This window comes from Psychrobacillus sp. NPDC096426 (assembly GCF_044762745.1).
Classification (GTDB): Bacteria; Bacillota; Bacilli; order Bacillales_A; family Planococcaceae; genus Psychrobacillus.
In genome coordinates, this window is the sequence record NZ_JBIWEX010000003.1 from 213,240 (window position 1) to 232,522 (window position 19,283).

Consider the following 19,283-nt stretch of genomic DNA (forward strand, 5'->3'; position numbering starts at 1 on the left):
ACGGGAACTGTTCTTTCCCGTGGCATCGCATTATTCGACAGATAAAATGTATGGATAAAGAGGTTGTTTACCGTTGTATACTTCCACTTCGATATCTTCAAATTGTTCTTCAATGAATGCAGCAAAAACATTTGCTTCTTCTTCTGAAACATCTTCCCCATAAATAATCGTAACGATTTCTGCATCTTCATCAATCAATGCTTTAGCTAAGCTGGTTGCAGATTCTTCTCTAGAAGGATTAGATAAAATAATTTTTCCTTCTGCAAGTGCCATGAAGTCATCTTTTTTGATTTCCACACCGTCAATTGTTGTGTCACGAACCGCAAAAGTAACTTGACCTGTTTTGACATGCGCAAACGCGTTCGTCATATTTCTTTGATTTTCTTCGACAGTTGCTTGTGCATTAAATGCTAAGATAGCTGCCATTCCTTGTGGGATTGTTTTTGTCGGAACAACAGCAGCTTCGATTCCTAGCAATTCAGCTGCTTGTTCAGCAGCCATAACAATATTTTTGTTATTTGGTAATATTAATACGCGTTCTGCCCCAACAGCTTCAATTGCTTTCACAATATCTTCTGTTGAAGGGTTCATCGTTTGACCACCTTCGATGACAGCAGATGCACCTAAACTTTTAAGCAGTTCGGATACACCGCTTCCCATTGCAACTGTAACTACTGCGTATGGATGAACTTCTGCTTTTTTCGAAGGTATTTCTTTAGCGAAATCATCACCAACGATTTCTGAGTGTTGCTCGCGCATATTTTCAATTTTAATTTTGATCAAATCACCATATTGTTGACCATACGTTAATACGTCACCCGGTGTTTCCGAGTGAATATGAATTTTCGCTACTTCCTCATCCGAAATTACCAATAACGAATCACCGAAAGCACTTAAATCATTACGAAATGTTGTTTCATCGAATGCTTTTTTACCTTCTTCTAAACGAACCATAAATTCGGTACAGAAACCAAATTCGATGTCTGCTGTGTCCATAAATCCTTGCACGCTTTTATGATGTTCTGCACTTACTAAATCATCCATCGAAGAAGCAACCGTTTTTTCAGGAAGCGCTTCCCCTCTTAAGCTAGCCAAAAAGCCTTCATAGACGAAAACGAGCCCTTGCCCACCGCTATCCACTACTCCTACTTCTTTTAACACTGGTAATAAATCTGGTGTTCTGTTTAATGACTGTTTCGCCTCTTCTACGATTGCTGCCATTAACTCACGAATATCGTCCTCTGTTTCACTCACTACGACCGCTTTTTTCGCTGCGTCTTTCGCCACAGTTAGTATAGTACCTTCGACAGGTTTCATCACCGCTTTATATGCTGTTTCCACACCATAATTTAACGCTTGTGCAAATTGTTTGGCATTTAACGTTTCATATTGCTCTACTGATTTTCCAAAACCTCTAAACAATTGTGATAAAATAACACCTGAATTACCACGTGCACCCATGAGCAATCCTTTAGATAAGGATTGTGCTGTTTTCCCAATATGTTCTCCTGAATGTGCTGCAGTTTCTTTTGCACCCGAAGTCATGGAAAGATTCATATTTGTTCCAGTGTCTCCATCTGGAACTGGAAATACGTTTAGAGCGTCTACATAATCTGCGTTTTGAAAAAGATGATGAGCTCCCATCTTGACCATATCCGCAAATTGAATTCCATTAATTAATTTCATTATGTTCTCTCCCTTATTCACACGTTTGCCACGCGAACTCCTTGTACATACACGTTTACGGATTCCACGGACATTCCAAGAGATTTGTTCAGTGTGTATTTCACTTTCGATTGTATTTGATAAGCTATTTCCGAAATTTTCGTCCCGTAACTTACAATAATATACATATCAATATGTAAATGCTCTTTCTCTTGTCTGACTACTACACCTTTTGTGAAGTTTTCTTTTCTTAATATATCTGTTAGTCCGTCTCTTATTTGGTGCTTTGATGCCATACCAACAATACCATAGCACTCAATCGCAGCACCTCCAGCAATTTGAGCAACCGCATCTTGTGATATATCAATTTGTCCGAATTCGTTTTTCAATTCAATTGACATGTTGAAACCTCCCAAGTCTTTTTGACTACCCTTTATTGTACTACACCCATAGAAATTATAAAAGAAACGTTTCTTTTCGTCTACAAATTCACTGTTTTGGAATAATGCGTCGTAAAAAGCCCTATTGGATGACCGCATTGATTTCCACTGCAGGCGGACGCTTTCCGCGCAAAAAACATCTGCTATTCCCGCTGGATTAGCCGCCTTCCACTACAATCAATAGGAATTTCTTGCTAATTTAACGTCTGCAGATATCAGAGATTTAAATTTATTAGGTCCACTACGCGAATATTTATTAAACCTAAATAGAAATTTCTGTCTCAAAATCATTGAAGCATTACTAAGATTAAACTTGTTTCATTCAACTACTTTATTGAAATAACACCTCTTATTTTTCGTCGTCTCAATCCAAGTAAACTTGCTAATTTAAGAATTAGTTACTATCACCAGCAATTTGGTTGCTCTCATGCTGATTTAGTTTAAAACAGTGACGCTGATTAGCTAGCAAATTTGACGGATTGGAGCGGAAGGGCGGCGACTCCAGCGGGATGAGTGAGACAGATGAGCTATAACAACGTACGCGTAGCGTCGGTGATAGCTCATCGCTCACCCCCGGAAAGCGTCCGCCCTGGAGCAGAAATCCCAGCGGTAATTTCCTTGCGACGCATTATTTTCTATATTGAATACTTTTTGTCTGTAAAGGTTTTTTTCTTGATAAGGCTTGCGCATAGTAAAAGTCTGTGGTAAATTATTAAAGTATGTGAAATATCGAACTGAAAAATCTTTCAGCTTCTTTTAAGAGGAGGAAATATAATGCCAAAAGTATGTGCAATCACTGGGCGTAAAGCTCGTTCTGGTAATGCTCGTTCTCACGCTATGAACGCTAACAAACGTACGTGGGGAGCAAACCTTCAAAAGGTCCGCATTCTTGTAGACGGTAAACCTAAACGTGTATGGGTTTCTGCTAGAGCTTTAAAATCAGGAAAAGTTGAGCGTGTTTAATCACACTCATCATTAATGTCAGGCCGACAACTGTCGACCTGGCATTTTTTCATTTTATAGTCTCCAGTGCAAAAAAATGACCCCAAAACCTATGGAGTCATCAGGGTCTTTTATTTCTTTACTTCTTCTCTTCTAAACAGACGAATACAAACTTTCATTAAACTACTAACGGATTTAGGCAATCTAAATGTGTAGACCTTCACACAATTCCTCCCTTTTAGTCACTGCTTCTTATCATTAAACATATGCCCGCTATAAAAGAGATAGTACTTGTTCGTCCTTTTAGTTCATTACTCGTGAACTTTGCATTGCCCACCGTCATATTTTCTTCCGACACATTGTACAAAAATCCTGTTAATGAAATTTTCTCTACTTTTTCGCCAAAAGAAAAAAAAGAAATATATTTATAATAATCGTCACGCTCGATTTCATGACTTCCTGGTAACAAAAATTGGATGATGTTTTGATTATTTTGTATGGAGAAAAGTATATCAGGCTGATTCATTTGAAAACGGCATAAATCATGTAACACCGCTTCGTAATGATCTAATCGACCTCCAGTAACTCCGGTCAATATTATCTCGTCTGGTTTATATGTAATTGCCTTTTGAAGTGCTATATGGGTGTCCGTCTCGTCTTTTTCTACTTCTAGCACTGTAACATTACTTACGCGTTGTTTTACTAACTGAAATTCTTCTTTTGTCAGCGAGTCGAAATCACCGATAATTTCAGTAGGTGTTATTCCTTTTGCCAATAAATGAAGAGCGCCTCGATCAGCGCCGATAAAAACAGTCTCTTCTTCCAAAAGAGGAAGCTGTTCAAAATCAACAACTTCCTCTACTGGACCTCCAGAACAAACAATTACCCGTTTCATTTCGCAAATACACTCAAACCAGCTTCTTTAATCGCTTGTAAAGCTTTAGCCTTATCTGGGGCGTTATAAATAGCGGATCCTGCCACTAAAATAGTAGCTCCAGCTTCGACACAAGGCTTAATCGTTTCTTCATTTATTCCACCATCAATTTCAATCTCAATAGACAGATTTCTTTCTCGAATAATATCTGCTAATTGCTTCACTTTTGGAACGACTGAATGAATAAACTTTTGCCCACCGAACCCTGGATTTACCGTCATAAAGAGAACCATATCAATATCTTCTAGAACGTGTTGAATCGTTTCAATTGGTGTATGTGGGTTTAACACAACTCCGGGCTTTACACCAAAAGATCTGATTAATTGAATCGTTCGATGAAGATGAGGACAAGCCTCCACATGCACCGTAATATAGTCCGCACCAGCTTTTGCAAATGCTTCGATATATTGATCTGCATTTTCAATCATTAGATGGACATCAAGCGGTAAAGTGGTTAGTGGACGTAGTGCTTCCACTACAATTGGCCCCATCGTAATATTAGGTACGAAATGACCATCCATGACATCGATATGAATCAATTCCGCTCCTGCTTTTTCAACTTCTAATACTTCTTCTCCAAGTTTCGCAAAATTTGCTGCTAAAATGGATGGAGCTATTTTCACCATATTTAGTACCTCGGCTTTCTCTCTACTATTTCATCTAAAAACTGTAAATAATGCTTATAACGGTATTCTTTGATTTCTCCCGTTTCTACAGCATCTTTTACCGCACATTTTGGTTCTTTCACATGCATACATTCTCTAAACTTGCACCCATCTTGTTTTTCCACAAACTCTGGAAAACATTTGGATAGTTCTTCTTTTTCCATCAAGTCAAACTCAAAGGAGCTAAACCCTGGGGTGTCAGCAAGTAATCCATCGCAAACTTCGATAAGCTCTACATGCCTTGTCGTATGTTTTCCTCGTCCTAACGCATTGGAAATAACACCCGTTTTTAAATCTAGAGAAGGTAAAATAGTATTTAAAAGTGTAGATTTACCGACACCAGATTGCCCTGCTAGTACAGTCGTTTTATCTTTTAGTAGCGGTGCTATTTTCTCATCAAACGACGGATCATCTTTAAATGTCATCAATACTTGATAACCGATTTCTTCATATTCTTTAATATATGCATCCATCGTTTTCCCCATTTGCTCATCCATTAAATCACTTTTCGTTAAACAAATGATTGGATCGACACGGAATGATTCAAGCACTACTAAAAAGCGATCCAATAAGATTGTATTGAAATCTGGTTCTTTTATCGAAAACACTAAGATCGCTTGGTCAATGTTTGCGATTGGAGGGCGAACTAAATTATTTTTACGCTCATGAATAACGGTAATCGTACCATCATTTTCTCCCTCTACAGTATAATCTACGAAATCACCTACTAAAGGAGATTCTCCTCTGTTTCTGAAAACTCCTCTAGCACGGCATTGAATGATCTTTCCATCATCATATACATAATAAAATCCACTTAATGCTTTTCTAATTTGACCTTGTGGCATCCGAAACCTCCTTTAAATATCGTCATAAGCAATCGTTTCATCTGCAATTACATTTGAATTCACCACAATACGATAAACTGCCTTTTGTCCTTCACTAATTTCTAATTTAAGCTGTCTTTCTGTCGTTTCCGTTAAAAGAAACTCCTCTACAGGCTCTGCAAGCGACCTTGTTTTATCTTGTATATAAATACGCACAACTTGTGGCTGCACTTCTATTTCGCCGTCTTGCTGTTCATCTTCTACCCCGTCTCTATTTGAATTCGGTTGTATATATGGAATTGTAATTGTTTTGGTAAAGAATTTAGTTGGCTTTTCTTTTGGTCCGTCCGATATTACAACTTCGATTGTACTGCCTGGTGCTACTTTGGCATTCGGTTTTGGGTTTTGCCTAATCACATTCCCTTTTTGAACATTATCAGATTTTTCTTTACCAACTACTCTTATCTTAAATCCTGAAGACTTCTCCGTATCTTTTAAAGCTTTCTCATTGTAATTCGTTAGATCATTCACCGTTCTTAAGTCAGGACCTTTACTTACGACAAATCGTAATTCCGTTTCTTCTGGAATTACTTCAGTACCACCTACTGGAGTTTGTTCTAAAATCGTTCCAACAGGCTTAGAGTCGAATATTTCTTCTTCTTTAATATCAAGTAATTGATTTTGAAGCAACCTTTTCACTTGATCTATATCTTCTCCTACATAATTTCCAATAGCAGATGTTTCTTTTCCAGAAGAGACAAAGAGATGAATCTCAGTTTGTTTATCTCTCATTTTACCTGCTTCCGGTGTTGTCCGAATAACATGGTCTTCTTCCACGTCTTCGGAAAACTCTAATGTTTGCTCACCGATTGTAAATCCTTCCGCTTCTAGCTGTTCGATAGCTAACTCAACTTCTAAATTGGATACATCTGGTACTTCTATTTTTTTCGCTTTAAATAATCCAGGAAATACGATTATAACAAGTAGTGCAAGCACTATAACACTTGCTATTATAGCGCCAATTATCTTTCTTTTTTTTCGTTTATTTTTTGGCTTTTCCTGCTCCATTGCCGCCGGGTTTTGGATAGGAATTTTTTTCGTCTCCGAAACTTCTTCAAAAGAAACTGGTTCTTTAATAACTGGTAATACTTTTGTTGCATCATCATCCACCGCAATAACAAACTTCGCCTCTTCCGCTCTTTCCGGCGATAGAGCAGTTGCTAAATCTGCTTCCATTTCCTCTGCCGTACGATATCGGTTTTTTTGATCTTTCGCAGTTGCTTTCAATACGACATTTTCTAAGCTTTGCGGTATAGATGGGTTAATCGCTCGAATGGAGGGCGTTTCGGATTGTAAATGCTTTAGTGCAATCGAGACGGCAGACTCTCCGGAAAACGGTAGCTGACCAGTAAGTAGTTCAAACAAAACAATCCCTAAAGCATAAATATCGGACTGGTTTGTAGCTGTTCCCCCACGTGCTTGTTCTGGCGATAAATAATGGACTGTCCCTAACACAGAATTCGTTTGTGTATAAGAAGTTGCACTAAGAGCCATTGCTATTCCAAAGTCCGTTATTTTAATATTTTCTTCTTCATCCAACAAAATATTTTGAGGCTTAACATCCCGATGAATAATATGATTATTATGTGCATTTGCTATAGCGGAAGTAAGCTGTTTCATAATCGTTACTGATTTTTTAGGTGAAACGGGAGCATTCCGTTGTATGTATTGTTTTAATGTTTCCCCTTTCACATATTCCATGACAATATAGTGAATATCACCATCTTCCCCAACATCGTATATATTCACTATATTTGGGTGTGTAAGACTTGTCGCAGATAGTGCTTCTCGTTGAAATCTTCGGCGTAATTCTTCTTCATTCGAAAAATCATAGCGTAAAATTTTGATCGCCACATCACGGTCTAAAATCATATCATGTGCCAAATATACATTGGACATGCCGCCTCCACCAATCATTTCAAGCAATTTGTATCTGCCGCTAATTCGTTTGCCTATTAACATCCTTACACCTCCTCATCATTGTTTGATAGTAAGACTAATGAAATATTATCTTCCCCACCAGACTGATTTGCTTCCTCCACTAATTGACTTGCTTTTTCTTCAAGCGTTTTATCCGAATAGAGGAGGGATTGTATAAAGGCTTCGCTTAGTTTATTGCTTAATCCATCCGTACAAAACAGAAAGTAAGAGTTCGGCATAAATTCTACATCGTAAAAATCAGGTTGAATCGTTCGTTCGGTACCAATTGCTTTCATCAATACATTTTTTTTCGGATGCGTTTTCGCTTGTTCTTCACTTATTTCGCCTGAATCGATTAATACATTTACGTAAGAATGGTCTCTTGTTATTTGCACCACTTTTTCTTTCGTAATTTGATAAACACGACTATCACCGACATGAGCGATGATTCCTTTATGGTAGTCAAATAGTCCAGCGATTAATGTCGTCCCCATTCCTTCACAGCCGGCAGTTATGGACGAATGCCTAGCTATGGATTGGTTAATCGATTGGAATGTGTAAGTGAGCCAATCTTTTGCTTTAATAACAGCGGGATTATACGTCGTAAAATACTTTTTGAACTCAGATATAGCTAATTCACTTGCCACATCCCCAGCATTATGACCACCCATACCGTCTGCAACAACCGCAAGTATTCGATGATCATCGCGGACGAACACATCCACCCGGTCCTCATTTACTGTCCTTTTTAAGCCAACATCAGTTTCGACAACGAACTTCATTTCTTCCTTCACCTCTTTTAAAATGAAAAGAAAATACAATTTTTCCTTTTAGAAGCTTACCTCTTCTTGAAAATTGCAACAAAGAATCCATCACTTCTTAAATCCTGCGGGAAAAGTTGGAGCATTCCTTCCTGTTCTTGTTCTTTTATATTCGTAATAACGCTTGGGAAACGCTGTAGTTCCATATCAGGATGCGCCTCTAAAAACAATTTGGCTGTTCCCTCATTTTCATCTCGGTCTACCGTACATGTGCTATACACTAAAAGTCCATCTTTTTTTAATAGCTTATACGCCTCGTCTAGTAGATTCAATTGGATTGGCTTTAGCGATGCGAAATCTTTTTCGTTTTTCGTGTATTTTATATCCGGCTTACGCTTCATTACCCCTAGGCCACTACATGGTGCATCGACTAATATACGATCAAATGATTCGGCTTCGTACGCTTCCGAGGATTTACGACCATCCATTTGTACTGTTTCGATAAAATCGAAACCGAGTCTTTCAGCATTTTCTTTTACTAGCTTTAATTTATGTTCATGAATATCCATCGCTACTAGTTTTCCAGTGTTACGCATTTTCTCAGCAATATGCGTTGTTTTTCCACCTGGAGCCGAGCACATATCTAGCACTGTCATACCAGGTTCTGCTTGAAGTGCGTAGGCAGGAATCATGGAGCTTTCATCTTGAATCGTGACGAAACCTTTTTGAAAAGCGGTCGTTTTCGCAGCTTGCCCATTAAACAAATAAATACATTCGGGAATTACTTCACTTTGTGCAACGACATACCCTTCTTGTGTCAATAAATGCAGCACTTGTTCCACCGTTCGTTTAAATAAATTCACACGAAGTGTCGTCACAGGTTGCTCATTATTTTCCTTTAACATTTTCGCAGTTGTTTCAAAACCATATTCCGAAACGAATCGTTTCACCATCCAAAGTGGATGACTCGTTTCAATCGAAAGTCGCTCCAATTCATCTTTTATCTCTTCCGTCGAACGGACACCTTCTCTTAAAATGGAACGGAGAATACCATTTACCGCTCCTGAAATTCCTTTATGCCCTCTTCTTTTCGCAATATTGACCGCTTCATTTACCGCTGCATGATCCGGGATACGAGATAAGTAATGAATTTGGTATAAAGAAAGACGAAGTAATTGTTTGACCCAATCATCTAATTTCCCTTTAATGAATGGTTCTAAATAATAGTCCAATGTCATTTTATATTGCAGTGTTCCATACGTTAACTCGGTTAATAACGCACGATCTTTATCATCAATTTTATATTTTTCAATTGTTTGATGTAATAATAAGTTGCTATACGCTTGTTGCTTTTCTACGGCCATTAGTATATTGAGTGCTGCGTCCCTAACATTGCCTGTCCAAATTTTTTCTTGTTTTTTTGTCATTCAAATGTATCCCCTATTCGCAATTTCGAACCAACGCCACGCAAATAATCTTCTGCGGACATTTTCTTTTTTCCAGCTGGCTGTAATTCATTTATTCGAATTGCTTCTTCCAAACCTGTTTGCACGACAAAATAATCCGATTCAATTTTCACAACAGTTCCTGGTAATTCTTTTGACTTTACTTGTATTGTATCTGCTTTCCACACTTTTACAGTTTGCCCTGCGAGCGAAGTATACGCTACTGGCCATGGATGTAAACCGCGGATTTGGTTGTGTATATCTAACGCCGATTTGTTCCAATCGATTCGTTCTTGCTCGCGTGAAATATTTCTGGCAAACGTTACTTGTGACTCATCTTGCTTTACTCGATTATTTGTTTTCGAAATGATCGACGGTAATGTTTCTTTCAATAAATTAGAACCGACTTCACTTAACTTATCAAAAAGCAATCCTGTATCATCTGTATGTGCAATCGGGATTTCGCTTTGCGAAATAATATCCCCAGCATCTAGCTTTTCTTCCATATACATAATCGTTACGCCCGTTTTGTCTTGCCCATCTATAATTGCTTGATGAATCGGTGCTCCCCCGCGGTAAGCAGGTAATAGTGATGCGTGCACATTAATGCAACCGAGTGACGGCGCATCAAGAAGTTCTTTCGGTAATAGTTGTCCGAATGCAGCCGTCACGATTAAATCTGGAGCTAGCGCAATAATTTCTTTTAGTTCTGGTGATCCTTTTAGCTTTGTAGGCTGGATGACTGGTAGCCCCAGTCTAACCGCTTCTTCTTTAACTGGGGGAGCAGTTAACACCTTTTTTCTTCCTACTGGGCGATCTGGTTGCGTTACAACTGCTAGTACGTTATAGCCTTCTTCGACAAGCATTCGTAATATTGGTGCTGAAAATGCAGGTGTCCCCATGAAAACGATATTGGTCATGCTTCTTCCTCCTCATTTTCCAGTTCCTCTAAATCTACATAACGAATCACTTTAGTTGTAAATAAAACGCCGTGTAAGTGATCGATTTCATGTAAAATAGCTCTTGCTTCATAGTCCTCTGCTTCTAGTTCATACAAAGCACCATCGCGATCTTGTGCTTCTACTTTTACATAAAATGGGCGTTCTACTTCCCCATAAATATCAGGAAAACTTAAACAACCTTCCACTTCGATTTCGGATCCGCCGATTTCCACGACTTCTGGATTAATCAGTTCGATAACTTCTTGCCCTTCCCCAAGGTCGACAATTGCCACTTGAATCGTTTCTCCAATTTGTGGTGCTGCGATTCCAATTCCATCAGAAGCAATCATTGTGTCATACATATCATCAAGTAGTGTCGCTAACTTTTCGTCAAAAACTTTTACTTCTCGACATTTCGTCGTCAGAAGTTCGTTCGGGTGTGTAATAATTGGTCTAATTGCCATGTCATTTCCTCATTTCAAACAGCTCATAAAATAGTTGAAGGGTCTAAATCAATCGTTAATATAACGCCTTTTTTTATCCATTCTGTACGGTATATTTTTATTAATTGCTGTAATTTTTCGATTAATAATGGTTCTTTTTTGTATTTTATCAAACATTGGTAACGATATCTATTTTGTATTTTACTAATAGCACTTGCAGTAGGACCAACAACCATTGTCGTGGACGATAAATTTGCTCTTAACCAATCTGTCGCAAGCTTTGCATATTCAGAAGCGAGCATGACATTTTCATGTGTTACTTGCACTAATGTTAAAAAGTAGAAAGGTGGATAGCCATACTGTTTTCGTGTGAGCATTTCTGTATGATAAAAAGGTTCATATAATTGGGATTTGGATAGTTCAATCGCATAATGCTCTGGTGTATACGTTTGAATATATACTTGTCCTTCTTTATCATGTCTACCAGCTCTACCGCTTACTTGGGTCATCAATTGAAAGGTTTTTTCCGCTGCTCTGAAATCTGCTAAATGTAGCGTTGTATCGGCATTTAATACACCTACTAGTGTAATATTTGGAAAGTCTAATCCTTTCGCAATCATTTGCGTACCGAGTAATATATCAGCTTCACCATCACCAAACTGCTTCAAAATTCGCTCATGCGATCCCTTAGTTCTGGTCGTGTCCACATCCATTCGAAGCACTCTCGCATACGGAAACAACTTTGCAATTTCTTCTTCGACTTTTTGTGTACCAGTGCCGAAAAAGCGGATATGTTCACTACTACATTCAGGACACGTTGTTGGCACAGGTTCTTCATGACCACAGTAATGACATTTTAGTTGTTCCCCCGCGCGGTGATACGTAAGGGAAATATCACATTGTTTACACTCTACTACCGTTCCACAGTCTCGACATAAGACGAAGGAAGAAAACCCTCGTTTATTTAAAAACAACACGATTTGTTCCTTTTTATCTAACTTCTCTCTTACCGCATCAGCAAGGTCAACACTAAACATCGAACGGTTCCCATTTTTCAACTCCGCCCGCATATCTACAACATTCACAGTTGGTAGCGCTTGTTCTTTCGCACGCATTTGTAATGTCAATAAAGAATAAACCCCTTTAGATGCACGAGCATAAGATTCAAGTGATGGTGTAGCACTTCCTAAAATAACCGGGCACTGATGAAATTCACTACGCCAAATTGCAACATCCCTTGCATGATATCTAGGATTGTCCTCTTGTTTATAAGTTGACTCATGTTCTTCATCTAAAATGATGATCCCTAGATCTTTGAACGGTGCAAATATGGCAGATCTAGCTCCAACCACGACTTTTACTTCACCGCGCCATATCTTTCGCCATTCATCGTATTTTTCACCGATGGATAAACCGCTATGCATAACCGCTACTTGGTCACCAAAACGCAACTTAAAACGATGTGTCATTTGGGGTGTTAACGAAATTTCGGGTACAAGCATGATTGCTTGCTTTCCTTTTAAGATAGAATTTTCGATGGCGTTTAAATAGATTTCTGTTTTTCCACTACCTGTAATCCCATGTAGTAGAAATGTCGTATTTTCGGCATGTTCCTGTGCATGATTTATCTTCGTTAGTGCATTTGTTTGTTCTTCTGTAAGCTGGAATCGTTTATCTTTGTCATGATATTCCAAAGAAGAAATCTCCCGATAAACTTCTTCTTTTTCTTTTTCTAAAACACCTTTTTCGATTAATGCTTTTACTGTACTATTACTTGCGTTAGCTAGTTCTATCAATTGTTGCATCGTAAAAGCAGTTTGTTGTTGCTGTAATAGCCATTCGATTAACTCTTTTTGCTTCACTGCTTGTTTCGTTAAACTGTTTAACTGTTCGACAATGAATTCTCTATCTGGTGTTACTTTGTATTTCACAATAGTTTTTGCTTTAGCATGCTGTTTAATAACCGTTTCTAATTGAAGCGCCCCACCTGTTAAGTGCTTCTTCATTGAACGCAAGTAACCAGCCTTTTCAATAACTTCGTAAGAAACGATCTCTTTTTTCCCGAACAAAGCTAAAAAATCTTCATCCAGTGCAGATGGATCGATTAACTTGATATTTTTCTTATAAGAAGCACGCAAAGCCGCTGGAAGCATTACTTGCAGTGCATCTATTTCATAGCAAAGTGTTTTATTGGTCAGCCATTTGGATAACTTCAATAGCTCTTCTGTTACAATAGGTTCCACGTCCAAAATGGAGTGCACTTCTTTTAGCTTTGACTTATCTAAATCCGTTTCTTCTTTTATATTCGTTATAAAGCCTTGCACTTTACGAGGTCCAAAAGGAACATGCACGCGACTTCCCCGTTCCACAAGAGTCTCCAATGCTTCGGGTACGATATAATCAAAAGGACGATCAATTGGATAGGCAGAAACATCGACAATTACTTCTACAATCATTTTGACTCAGCTGTTTCTAATGTCATAATCGTTTGTAGCAATTGGAGCGCAAGGTCCTTTTTAGGTAAGTGGTCAAAATGTATTTCCACATCATTTTTCCCAACTAATGTAACGGAATTTGTATCCGTACCAAACCCTGAACCTGCTTCTGTTACGTCATTTGCGATAATATAATCCGCATTTTTCTTTGCTAGTTTTCCTTTTGCATAATGCTTGACATCATTCGTTTCTGCAGCAAACCCTATTAATAATTGAGTCGTTTTCCTTTGACCAAGCGCTGCTAAAATATCCGTTGTTCGCTCCAGTACGATCGTCGCATCTCCTGGTTGCTTTTTCATCTTCCTATCATGTACTTCTTTCGGTTTATAGTCTGCTACTGCAGCTGTTTTAATGACGATAGAGGCTGTCTCAAACTGCTCCAAAACGGCCTCATACATTTCTTTCGCACTTTCCACTGAAATAACTTTCACATCAGAAGGTGGATTTATACTGACAGGTCCCGAAATAAGAATCGTTTCCGCACCTAAATCAGCCGCTGCTTCCGCCATTGCATAGCCCATTTTCCCGCTTGAAAAGTTCGTTAAAAAGCGAACAGGGTCAATTCTTTCTCTCGTAGGACCAGCAGTTACAACAACCTTCTGCCCTTTAAGAGGTAAGTCCTTTGGTGAAAAGTAGTCTTCCACAAGTCGTACAATTTTTTCTGGTTCCTCCAGGCGGCCTTTTCCAACATAGCCACATGCTAAAAAACCTTCAGAAGGTTCTACGAATGAATATCCGTCTTTTGAAAGTTGATCTATATTTCGTATAACTGCTGCATTTTCATACATATGTACATTCATTGCTGGTGCAATCCAAACCTTTGCTGTCGTCGCAAGTAAAGTAGTTGTCACCATATCATCCGCGATACCATTTGCAAGCTTGCCGATAACATTCGCTGTTGCAGGAGCCACAATGACTAAATCTGCCCAATCTGCTAAATTGATATGTGCGATTACGCTCGAATCTTTTTCATCGAATGTATCGAAATATACATCATTTCTAGACATAGCTTGAAAAGTTAGTGGTTGTACGAATTCCATCGCAGATTTCGTCATGATCACTTTTACATTGGCACCAGCTTGCGTAAGCTTACTAACAAGTGCAACCGCTTTATAAACGGCAATCCCACCAGTTACACAAACGACTATTTTTTTAGAAGTTAACATCTTAATTTCTCCCCTCTAAATAACAACCTCCCAAAGAACCGTTCATTCTTTGGGAGGTGTTTCATGCATCCTATTACACTTCGTCTTCGTAAACTATGTTTTCGTTAGATGACTCAATCGCCAGTTCTCCGGCTGCAACTTCTTCTAACGCTTTCCCAACCTGTTTAGCAGATACGTATGAAGTTAAACGTTCGCCGCCTTCTTCTTGTAACTGTCGTGCTCTTTTAGAAGCCACACTTACTAAAGAGTATTTGGAATCGATTTTATTTTTTAATGAATCTACTGATGGATATAACATTTATATTTCCCCTTCCAACATTGCTAAATATCTTTTTTCAACACGTTCACGTCTACAATGCTCTGCAGCAACGATGGCATTTATTTTCGCACAAGCTTTTGCTACTTCATCATTTTCCACTACATAATCATACAGATGCATCATTTCCAGTTCTAGTCTTGCAGCTTGGATTCTAGAATTGATCACATCTTCGGTTTCCGTCCCTCTACCTATTAGTCGTTGTTCTAACTCAGACAAACTAGGCGGTGCAAGGAATATAAAAAGCGCATCTGGTGCTTTTTCTCGTACAAGTGCTGCTCCTTGTACTTCGATTTCTAAAAATACATCGCGCCCAGAATCGAGTGTTTCGTTTACATAGTCAATGGGAGTTCCGTAATAATTGCCGACATAAGAGGCATATTCTAATAACTTCCCTTGTCCGATTAACTGTTCAAATTCTTCTTTCTGTTTAAAGAAATAATCTACTCCATCTACTTCGCCTTCTCTTGGAAGTCTCGTAGTCATAGAAATGGAATACTCATAATTTGTTCCAGGCTCGGAAAACAATTCTTTTCTCACTGTCCCTTTACCAACTCCAGATGGACCTGATAAAACGATTAATATACCTTTTTCTCTTCGCATAACGTCTCCTTCAAATATATGCTTACTCCGTTTCGTTGTTTCATTATATACTTTACTGATTATAACACAAGTTTCCTTTAAAATGATATCATATTAGAAAAGCGTTTATTGCCTAAAGTGTGGCAATTGGCTAGTAAGACAATATTGTTTTGAAAGAGGATACTATTATGGCTTTTGACGGTTTATTTACTATAGCAATGACAACAGAACTGCAACAATTAGTTTCAGGACGTATTTCTAAAATACATCAACCAAATGCGCAAGAAATTTTAATGCACATCCGAGCACAAGGGCAAAACTATAAATTACTATTTTCTGTACACCCTTCTTATTCTCGTGTACAAATTACAAATGAAACAATCGATAACCCGGCACAGCCTCCGCTATTTTGCATGGTGCTACGCAAACATTTAGAAGGTGGCATAATTCATTCTATTCGACAACATGAAACAGACCGAATTATCATTTTCCAAATTCAAAGTAAAAATGAAATCGGAGACGACATAACACGAGAAATCCATATGGAAATAATGGGTCGTCATAGTAACTTACTATTAGTCGATCCTACGCGCAATCTAATTTTAGAAAGTATTAAGCATTTATCTCCTTCCATGAATAGCTACCGGACGATCTTACCTGGGCAACCTTACATTGCACCACCTGCCCAAAATAAGCTCCATCCTTTAGAATATTCAGAGGGACTACTAAACGTGATTCAATCGGCAAATGAATCAAAAGAAATCGTCGAACAAATTTCTGGCTTCTCGCCTTTACACGCAAAGGAATTACTACATCGATTCCAAAACGGAGCGAATCGTGTCGAAATTTATAAGACGTACATGGAAGAATTTAAACAAGGTGGAGCTTCGATACAAATTGTCGAATCAAGCGGAAAAACGTATTATTCACCGAATAAACTAACGCATTTAACTGGCGACAAATTTAGCGAAGAAACGCTAGGAAATTTACTAGACCGAGTGTATTTTGCCAAAGCGGAACGAGATCGTGTAAAACAGCAAGCAGGAGACCTAGAAAGATGGCTTCAAAACGAATTAAACAAATTGAAGCTAAAAATGAAAAAACTCCAAAAAGATTTCGAACAAGCCGAAAAACTAGATACATTCCAATTATACGGAGAGCTATTAATGGCAAATTCCTATGCAATAGAAAAAGGACTAAAAGAAGTCGAGCTTGTCAACTACTACGATGAGGATGGTAAAACGGTCATCATCCCATTAGATAACCGAAAAACAGCAACCCAAAATGCACAAAGTTATTACAATCGCTACACAAAAGCAAAAACGGCATTACTTAAAATTGAACAGCAATTTGAAATCACAAAAGACGATATTGCGTATTTCGAATTACTACTACAACAAGTGATGCAAGCATCTCCAACAGACATTGAAGAAATTCGAGAAGAACTAATGGAGCAAGGCTTACTTAAAGCAAGAGCATCCAAAAAGAAGAAAAAACCGTTGAAACCAACACCAGAAAAATTCATCGCATCCGACGGCACGGAGATTTCAGTTGGTAAAAACAATAAACAAAATGATTTCGTGACATTCAAGCTAGCCAAAAAATCAGACACATGGCTCCATACTAAGGATATCCCAGGATCCCATGTCGTTATACATTCCGATAATCCTTCGGAAGTAGCATTGCTAGAAGCAGCGAATCTTGCCGCTTATTTTAGTAAAGCTCGGGAGTCTGCTTCGGTGCCGGTCGATTATACGGTGATTAAGCAGGTGAAGAAGCCTAGTGGGGCTAAACCTGGGTTTGTTATTTATTTTGAGCAGACTACGCTGTTTGTTACGCCGGATGAGGAGAAGATTCGGTTGATGAAGAAATGAGAAAAGGTTATCAGAGCGGGTTTGTTAGTCGCTTTGGTAACCTTTTATTTTTTAAAGCTATGGATGATTAATAAACTTAGATACATAAAAATTACTCTTCTATTTGTCAAAACTTGAAATTTGAGCATTAAGGTATGATGTCTCTTTACTTATGGTACGGTTCGCTTCTTATCACATCGTAAATAGCGAAAAAGCCAAGATTCTAGTGATTAAAGTATTATTGATACTAAAGTAGTAAATCCAACTACAGAGAACGGAATAATAAATAAACATTGCTTTTTTCTTTTAGGAACAAGCAGTAAAATGATAATTATCATTAAAGCATATACTATTTCAGTGCCAAGCATATAAAAATAGTTTCCGTCACTTACAAGAACATTTTCGTACTGCCTGGACTTTTCATAATATTCTACCGTAGAAAGATAGATTTTATATCCTTCAAATGCAATTACGGCAATTGGTAATGCTGTAATGATACTGGAGATTAAATGATTTGCATGAGAAAACCACATTATACAGGCTGGAATCGTTGATAGTAATGCAAGGATGCACCAAAAAATAATATATTTTAATGGAAAAAGTTCAAGAAATAATAATGTATATGTGTAGTAAGAAAATAGCAATGAAATAAGGAATATAAAGACACATGTTGCGGCTATTTTAGGCGTGTAAGAATATACGGCTATCAAAGTAGAAATAAATATCCATATACCCCAATTACTTCCGATGTAGCCCAAAATTGAAATTTCATTAGGAATTATAGGTGAATCGAGTATTTTAGCAACGAAACCCAATGTAAATCCAAAAATAGATGATAATAAAACAGAATATGCAATTTTCTTTTTGCCTACTCTAATATTAGTTCGTATTCTATTAGATTTTAAAAATACACTCATAATCATAATTAACCTCAATTATTTTTTATTTTTGCTTTTTAAATTTTCTACTATCAATACACTATAAAGTTCGACAAAAATAAAGGTTTTCCTTATTGCACTATCCTGACCTTTACTACAATAACTTCAATAACAGAGGCATTAAGGCATTAATCCTTTTTAGATCAACGCACCCGTTACTTTATGTGTAATTCTTTACAAACCTTCCATTTAATAAATGTTACAGTTCACTTGTTCCACCTGTCCGCATATTTGAGATTCTTGACCATAGTAATACTGCAACTGCAATAAATAAAAGACCGCTTATTGAAGTAATCCAGAAAAAAATACTACCACCAATAGTTGATGAATTAAAAATCAAACCACTAAATAATATCATTATTAAACCTATTAATGCCCAAAAACCTATTACCCATTTCGACTTACTTTTAATTAGATAATAGCCAGTTACACTAAGAATATAAAGAATACTTACTATCATAAAAGTGGGAAACAAAGGTTGAAATTTAACTGCATAAACAAAATAATAGAGTTGGCTAATATCATATCCATTCGTAATCTCTTTATTAAACAAATTCGTAAATGGTGCTGAATACTTCCATTCTAATGAATTTTCTATAATTGCACTTCCTTCATACCATGCAATAAAAGTTGATACCACTAATGTAAAGATTCCAACAATAATTTGCAGCACATACTTAAACAACTTCACTCCCCCTAATTAATACTATTTAAAATCAAGACGTTTTAAATATTTATTCGTTTCAGCATCCACGGAGTAATTTGTAAAGAATGAATCCTTGTTCTACTAATCTGCCCCGTTAGCCATCCATGCTGCACCACAGAGAATGAAAATGGGTAGGAAGTGTCAATACTGATACTGACCTTAATCCAGTCAACCGTAATCCATAGAC

The 19,283-nt window shown here is 37.7% G+C and carries 18 protein-coding genes; 2 read left to right on the top strand and 16 right to left on the bottom strand.

The genetic code is table 11. The features are described 5' to 3' along the window. Positions 1 to 30: 30 nt before the first annotated feature. Positions 31 to 1,686 (bottom strand): DAK2 domain-containing protein, encoded by a 1,656-nt coding sequence (locus ACIQYS_RS04445; RefSeq protein ID WP_402975528.1) that lies wholly within the window; start codon positions 1,684 to 1,686, stop codon positions 31 to 33. A 17-nt stretch (positions 1,687 to 1,703) separates the two neighbouring features. Then, on the bottom strand, positions 1,704 to 2,066 hold the full coding sequence (locus tag ACIQYS_RS04450) for an Asp23/Gls24 family envelope stress response protein (protein WP_142605778.1): 363 nt from the start codon (positions 2,064 to 2,066) through the stop codon (positions 1,704 to 1,706). An 813-nt stretch (positions 2,067 to 2,879) separates the two neighbouring features. Here ACIQYS_RS04450 and rpmB point away from each other — a divergent pair. Then, positions 2,880 to 3,068 (top strand): 50S ribosomal protein L28, encoded by a 189-nt coding sequence (gene rpmB, locus ACIQYS_RS04455; protein WP_053590016.1) that lies wholly within the window; start codon positions 2,880 to 2,882, stop codon positions 3,066 to 3,068. Between the two features lie 217 nt (positions 3,069 to 3,285). Here rpmB and ACIQYS_RS04460 read toward each other — a convergent pair whose 3' ends face one another. From ACIQYS_RS04460 to gmk, 12 genes are all read right to left on the bottom strand, one after another. Then, entirely contained in the window at positions 3,286 to 3,942 is a 657-nt protein-coding gene (locus ACIQYS_RS04460) for a thiamine diphosphokinase (RefSeq protein ID WP_402975533.1), read from the bottom strand. Beyond that, on the bottom strand, positions 3,939 to 4,607 hold the full coding sequence (rpe, locus tag ACIQYS_RS04465) for a ribulose-phosphate 3-epimerase (protein ID WP_402975537.1): 669 nt from the start codon (positions 4,605 to 4,607) through the stop codon (positions 3,939 to 3,941). The genes ACIQYS_RS04460 and rpe overlap by 4 nt, the downstream gene beginning before the upstream one ends. Positions 4,608 to 4,609: 2 nt before the next feature. Beyond that, positions 4,610 to 5,491, bottom strand: a complete 882-nt coding sequence (gene rsgA / locus ACIQYS_RS04470; protein WP_402975540.1) for a ribosome small subunit-dependent GTPase A — start codon at positions 5,489 to 5,491, stop codon at positions 4,610 to 4,612. A gap of 12 nt (positions 5,492 to 5,503) precedes the next feature. Beyond that, complete coding sequence (gene pknB / locus ACIQYS_RS04475) at positions 5,504 to 7,492, bottom strand: Stk1 family PASTA domain-containing Ser/Thr kinase (RefSeq protein ID WP_402975545.1); 1,989 nt, start codon at positions 7,490 to 7,492, stop codon at positions 5,504 to 5,506. Between the two features lie 2 nt (positions 7,493 to 7,494). Beyond that, a complete protein-coding gene (locus ACIQYS_RS04480; protein ID WP_402975548.1) occupies positions 7,495 to 8,232 on the bottom strand; it encodes a Stp1/IreP family PP2C-type Ser/Thr phosphatase in 738 nt (245 codons plus the stop codon). 56 nt (positions 8,233 to 8,288) lie between these two features. Further along, positions 8,289 to 9,638, bottom strand: coding sequence for a 16S rRNA (cytosine(967)-C(5))-methyltransferase RsmB (rsmB, locus tag ACIQYS_RS04485; RefSeq protein ID WP_402975551.1), 1,350 nt, complete (start codon positions 9,636 to 9,638; stop codon positions 8,289 to 8,291). Further along, a complete protein-coding gene (fmt, locus tag ACIQYS_RS04490; RefSeq protein WP_402975554.1) occupies positions 9,635 to 10,576 on the bottom strand; it encodes a methionyl-tRNA formyltransferase in 942 nt (313 codons plus the stop codon). Before fmt ends, rsmB begins: the two co-directional genes overlap by 4 nt. Beyond that, complete coding sequence (gene def / locus ACIQYS_RS04495; protein ID WP_402975557.1) at positions 10,573 to 11,061, bottom strand: peptide deformylase; 489 nt, start codon at positions 11,059 to 11,061, stop codon at positions 10,573 to 10,575. Before def ends, fmt begins: the two co-directional genes overlap by 4 nt. 23 nt (positions 11,062 to 11,084) lie before the next feature. Further along, positions 11,085 to 13,496: a primosomal protein N' gene (priA, locus tag ACIQYS_RS04500; RefSeq protein ID WP_402975560.1), complete on the bottom strand. Its 2,412-nt coding sequence runs from the start codon at positions 13,494 to 13,496 to the stop codon at positions 11,085 to 11,087. Beyond that, a complete protein-coding gene (coaBC, locus tag ACIQYS_RS04505) occupies positions 13,493 to 14,701 on the bottom strand; it encodes a bifunctional phosphopantothenoylcysteine decarboxylase/phosphopantothenate--cysteine ligase CoaBC (protein ID WP_402975563.1) in 1,209 nt (402 codons plus the stop codon). Before coaBC ends, priA begins: the two co-directional genes overlap by 4 nt. A gap of 73 nt (positions 14,702 to 14,774) precedes the next feature. Further along, a complete protein-coding gene (gene rpoZ, locus ACIQYS_RS04510) occupies positions 14,775 to 14,999 on the bottom strand; it encodes a DNA-directed RNA polymerase subunit omega (RefSeq protein WP_402818924.1) in 225 nt (74 codons plus the stop codon). Next, positions 15,000 to 15,620: a guanylate kinase gene (gene gmk / locus ACIQYS_RS04515; protein ID WP_402975566.1), complete on the bottom strand. Its 621-nt coding sequence runs from the start codon at positions 15,618 to 15,620 to the stop codon at positions 15,000 to 15,002. It abuts the gene before it with no gap. A 167-nt stretch (positions 15,621 to 15,787) separates the two neighbouring features. Between gmk and ACIQYS_RS04520 the strand changes: the two genes are divergently transcribed. Further along, positions 15,788 to 17,473 (top strand): Rqc2 family fibronectin-binding protein, encoded by a 1,686-nt coding sequence (locus ACIQYS_RS04520; RefSeq protein ID WP_402975569.1) that lies wholly within the window; start codon positions 15,788 to 15,790, stop codon positions 17,471 to 17,473. A gap of 209 nt (positions 17,474 to 17,682) precedes the next feature. Here ACIQYS_RS04520 and ACIQYS_RS04525 read toward each other — a convergent pair whose 3' ends face one another. Together ACIQYS_RS04525 and ACIQYS_RS04530 are read right to left on the bottom strand one after the other, a co-directional pair. Then, positions 17,683 to 18,375: a hypothetical protein gene (locus ACIQYS_RS04525; protein ID WP_402975572.1), complete on the bottom strand. Its 693-nt coding sequence runs from the start codon at positions 18,373 to 18,375 to the stop codon at positions 17,683 to 17,685. A 214-nt stretch (positions 18,376 to 18,589) separates the two neighbouring features. Continuing rightward, positions 18,590 to 19,075 carry a YjdJ family protein gene (locus ACIQYS_RS04530; RefSeq protein ID WP_402975575.1) on the bottom strand — a complete coding sequence of 162 codons (486 nt, stop codon included), beginning with the start codon at positions 19,073 to 19,075 and terminating at the stop codon, positions 18,590 to 18,592. Positions 19,076 to 19,283: the final 208 nt, after the last annotated feature.

What these genes read in the sequence shown, in the direction of transcription:
- ACIQYS_RS04445 (WP_402975528.1), bottom strand. Translation starts at nt 1,686, where the DNA reads ATGAAATTAATTAATGGAATTCAATTTGCGGATATGGTCAAGATGGGA.
- ACIQYS_RS04450 (WP_142605778.1), bottom strand. Translation starts at nt 2,066, where the DNA reads ATGTCAATTGAATTGAAAAACGAATTCGGACAAATTGATATATCACAA.
- rpmB (WP_053590016.1), top strand. Translation starts at nt 2,880, where the DNA reads ATGCCAAAAGTATGTGCAATCACTGGGCGTAAAGCTCGTTCTGGTAAT.
- ACIQYS_RS04460 (WP_402975533.1), bottom strand. Translation starts at nt 3,942, where the DNA reads ATGAAACGGGTAATTGTTTGTTCTGGAGGTCCAGTAGAGGAAGTTGTT.
- rpe (WP_402975537.1), bottom strand. Translation starts at nt 4,607, where the DNA reads ATGGTGAAAATAGCTCCATCCATTTTAGCAGCAAATTTTGCGAAACTT.
- rsgA (WP_402975540.1), bottom strand. Translation starts at nt 5,491, where the DNA reads ATGCCACAAGGTCAAATTAGAAAAGCATTAAGTGGATTTTATTATGTA.
- pknB (WP_402975545.1), bottom strand. Translation starts at nt 7,492, where the DNA reads ATGTTAATAGGCAAACGAATTAGCGGCAGATACAAATTGCTTGAAATG.
- ACIQYS_RS04480 (WP_402975548.1), bottom strand. Translation starts at nt 8,232, where the DNA reads ATGAAGTTCGTTGTCGAAACTGATGTTGGCTTAAAAAGGACAGTAAAT.
- rsmB (WP_402975551.1), bottom strand. Translation starts at nt 9,638, where the DNA reads ATGACAAAAAAACAAGAAAAAATTTGGACAGGCAATGTTAGGGACGCA.
- fmt (WP_402975554.1), bottom strand. Translation starts at nt 10,576, where the DNA reads ATGACCAATATCGTTTTCATGGGGACACCTGCATTTTCAGCACCAATA.
- def (WP_402975557.1), bottom strand. Translation starts at nt 11,061, where the DNA reads ATGGCAATTAGACCAATTATTACACACCCGAACGAACTTCTGACGACG.
- priA (WP_402975560.1), bottom strand. Translation starts at nt 13,496, where the DNA reads ATGATTGTAGAAGTAATTGTCGATGTTTCTGCCTATCCAATTGATCGT.
- coaBC (WP_402975563.1), bottom strand. Translation starts at nt 14,701, where the DNA reads ATGTTAACTTCTAAAAAAATAGTCGTTTGTGTAACTGGTGGGATTGCC.
- rpoZ (WP_402818924.1), bottom strand. Translation starts at nt 14,999, where the DNA reads ATGTTATATCCATCAGTAGATTCATTAAAAAATAAAATCGATTCCAAA.
- gmk (WP_402975566.1), bottom strand. Translation starts at nt 15,620, where the DNA reads ATGCGAAGAGAAAAAGGTATATTAATCGTTTTATCAGGTCCATCTGGA.
- ACIQYS_RS04520 (WP_402975569.1), top strand. Translation starts at nt 15,788, where the DNA reads ATGGCTTTTGACGGTTTATTTACTATAGCAATGACAACAGAACTGCAA.
- ACIQYS_RS04525 (WP_402975572.1), bottom strand. Translation starts at nt 18,375, where the DNA reads ATGATTATGAGTGTATTTTTAAAATCTAATAGAATACGAACTAATATT.